This window comes from Psychromonas sp., from assembly GCF_983033635.1.
The window spans coordinates 6213-9085 of sequence record NZ_CEZLMY010000142.1; the positions used below are offsets into that span (position 1 = coordinate 6213).

At 40.1% G+C, this 2873-nt stretch carries 2 protein-coding genes and 1 pseudogene; 2 read left to right on the top strand and 1 reads right to left on the bottom strand.

Features of this window, described 5'->3' with window-relative positions; translation table 11 throughout:
* Together AC4GME_RS14690 and AC4GME_RS14695 are read left to right on the top strand one after the other, a co-directional pair.
* A pseudogene (locus AC4GME_RS14690) lies at nucleotides 1-337 on the top strand (hypothetical protein); the annotation flags it as partial.
* Between the two features lie 423 nt (nucleotides 338-760).
* On the top strand, nucleotides 761-2116 hold the full coding sequence (locus tag AC4GME_RS14695) for a GGDEF domain-containing protein (protein WP_490376500.1): 1356 nt from the start codon (nucleotides 761-763) through the stop codon (nucleotides 2114-2116).
* A gap of 150 nt (nucleotides 2117-2266) precedes the next feature.
* On the opposite strand, the gene AC4GME_RS14700 is transcribed toward AC4GME_RS14695, so the two are convergent.
* On the bottom strand, nucleotides 2267-2873 hold a 607-nt coding region (locus AC4GME_RS14700), incomplete at its 5' end, for a 5'-nucleotidase C-terminal domain-containing protein (protein WP_490379652.1).

Here is a 2873-nt window from a genome sequence, read left to right on the forward strand (position 1 = left end):
TATTGAAAAATTACAGGGCTTATCGCAAACAGCTGCAGAAAGTATGTCAGCGGGTAAAGAAGCCGCTAAACAGACAATTGAAGCCGCCGCAAAAACCGATGAAAATTTAAAATTAGTCGTTAAACATGTATCACAAATCAATGATATGACCGGACAAATTGCATCGGCCACTACTGAGCAAGCAGCGGTTTCAGAAGAGGTAGCCCGTGCTATGGTCAGTATTAGTGATATTTCCGTCGAAACGGGACAAGCAAGTGAGCAAACTCGAACTGAAAGTCTGAACGTAAAATCACTTTCTGAAAGTATGGACGGAAGCGTCGCTAAATTTGCAATTTAAACACTAAGAACAAGTTCAACGTTTTGCTCAAAGCGGAAGCTATTTTGATTCCGCTTTTTTCAAACCTTTAAATACGATTTCTAATACTTTGACGAAAAAACAGACAACCCTCCCCTGTCAACTCACTTAATTATCAGAATTGTTAGTGTAAAATCTTTAGCTGCCAGGCCTTTTTACGGTGCAATTTTCTGTCAATGTTGACCTGCTAAGGCTTCCCGAAATAGTTCATTGTTTGACAAGTTAACTTGTGACGTTGCTCGCAAATAACGCTGTTAAGATCATATTGCTAACTGTAACGCTTGAAGCGTTCTTGATTGATGATATAAATGAAAGCGCTTACATTGCAATAAAAGCCAAAAAGTTGAAAGTGCATTCAGCTTATATTTAAGAACAAACCAATACGGCTATGTGTATGGGGAAATAATGCGTAAACCAACGGCAAAAAAAACAGTTTCAGAAACGTCCCTTAAATTTGAACGCATTTACTTCTCAATCGCGGCTATCTCCTTGGCTCTTATATTATGGCAACAGTGGGGGATGAACAAAGTAATAGATGTATACCCCAATTCCGATATTCAAATATTCGCTCGGGGCGATTATATCAATGGCGGGCGATCTGAAAGTACCCTAACCCAAAGCAGGGATGGCACAAAGCTGCACTGTGAAACCAAACCATCAAATACATTTGCTTTTTGCAACTTAGAAGTAACACTTGGCACAAGTAGCCAAAAGGGTGAAGACCTGAGGCAGTTCGACCATTTATTACTATGGTTAGATCACAAATCTAGCGTGCAAGATACTGTCCTTGTATATCTGATTAACAGCGAGATTAACTCCAGCAACTCAAAGAGCAACTACAGTAATAAGAGCAATATGAAAACAATACTGCCTGCTCCAGGCCGCTCTTTTTACCGCTTGCCTTTACGCGATTTTTCTGTGCCTTCTTGGTGGATATTACAAAATAAAGCGACAGGTCCCGCTGCCGAAACCAATCTAAACAATGTTATAAGTTTAAGCATCGCCACTGGCGATAGTAACAAAACACGCAGTGTCGATATTCTGTTAAAAAAAGCACAGTTTACGGGAAAATGGCTGGCGGCTAACACACTATATTGGTTTTTATTTCTTAGCTGGATAGCGACTATATCAGTACACGCAGGCTACCGAGTTTACCAATTGTCAGAGCAATTAAAACTAAAACGCATTCAAAATATTAAACTTGAAGAATTAAATAACTTCCTGAGTATTCAAAAAAATGAATTTGAACTCTTAGCTAAAACAGATTCTCTAACTGGATTATCCAATAGAGCAGGAACGCGAGAAATATTACAGAAAATACAAAGTCAGCATAATTCTGACTGCTCACTGATAATGTTTGATATTGATTTTTTCAAACAGTTAAACGATACCTATGGGCACGAAGAAGGCGATAATGTACTTCGTGAGTTGGCTAAACTGGTCACGACTTTTGTTAGAGAAACAGATCATATCGCTCGCTGGGGGGGAGAAGAGTTCATTATATTATGCCCTGAAACAAATTTGCAAAATGCTGTGGCACTTGCCACTAACCTGCAAAAACATATAGCAGCGACTCCCCTAACCTACCATCGCTGTATTACCTGTAGTTTTGGCGTGTCGCAGTATCAACTGGAAGGTAAAAACAGTATTAAAAGCATGTTTACATCGGCTGACCTGGCGATGTACAGAGCCAAAAAAACTGGCCGTAATCGCGTTGAGTTTCAGACTTCAAATTTACACTGTATTGATATTGCCAGCTAATTAAAAAGCGAATAAATTTATTGGAAGGCGCAAAACAAAAATACAACAATCAAAGTTAAAATGAAGATAGCCATGTTTAACGACGGCAATAAAAAAGGTAACCCGAAGGTTACCTTTATAGTCTAAATTGTACCTAAGTGTGAACTGCGCTTATTCAGCAGCTTCAAGCTGACAACCCGCAGCACTTAAAGAGTTATTGTAAACAACATCACTAGCAACAGGCGCAAACTCACCTGCGGCAATAGATCCCTTAGCTTTCAGGAATGTATACAGTACTTCCGCATCAACATAACCTGTCATAACAGAGTTTGTTAGTGCAGGGTATCCGTCACCACCGGCAGCATTGTAACTTGGTACAGTGAAGCTGTAAGATGCAGCTGCATCATAACCTTTACCGTTAATATCCGTGATAGCTACCGTTTTAGCTTCACAATCAACACTCATTTGAACACCAGTTAATTGTGCATAAGCACCAGAGCCAATCTGGAAAGAAGCAACTTCGCCTAAGTATGCACTGATCTCAGCACCTGTCATGGTATTCTTCGTGATAGTGTTGCCGAACGGCTGCACTGTTAATACATCTTTATACGAAATATCACCAGCTTCAATATCAGCACGTACACCGCCTGAGTTCATAACACCAATATCAGCGCTAACTTTACTTGTCTGTGCAGTAGAAAGCAGATGACCCAGGTTAGTCTGCTGAACACGAACAACTGCACGGTCTCCATCAAGTTTTACAGCTGTTGTTGCAATC

Excerpts from the sequence above, each read along its gene's own strand:
- AC4GME_RS14695 (WP_490376500.1), top strand. The coding sequence starts at position 761 with ATGCGTAAACCAACGGCAAAAAAAACAGTTTCAGAAACGTCCCTTAAA.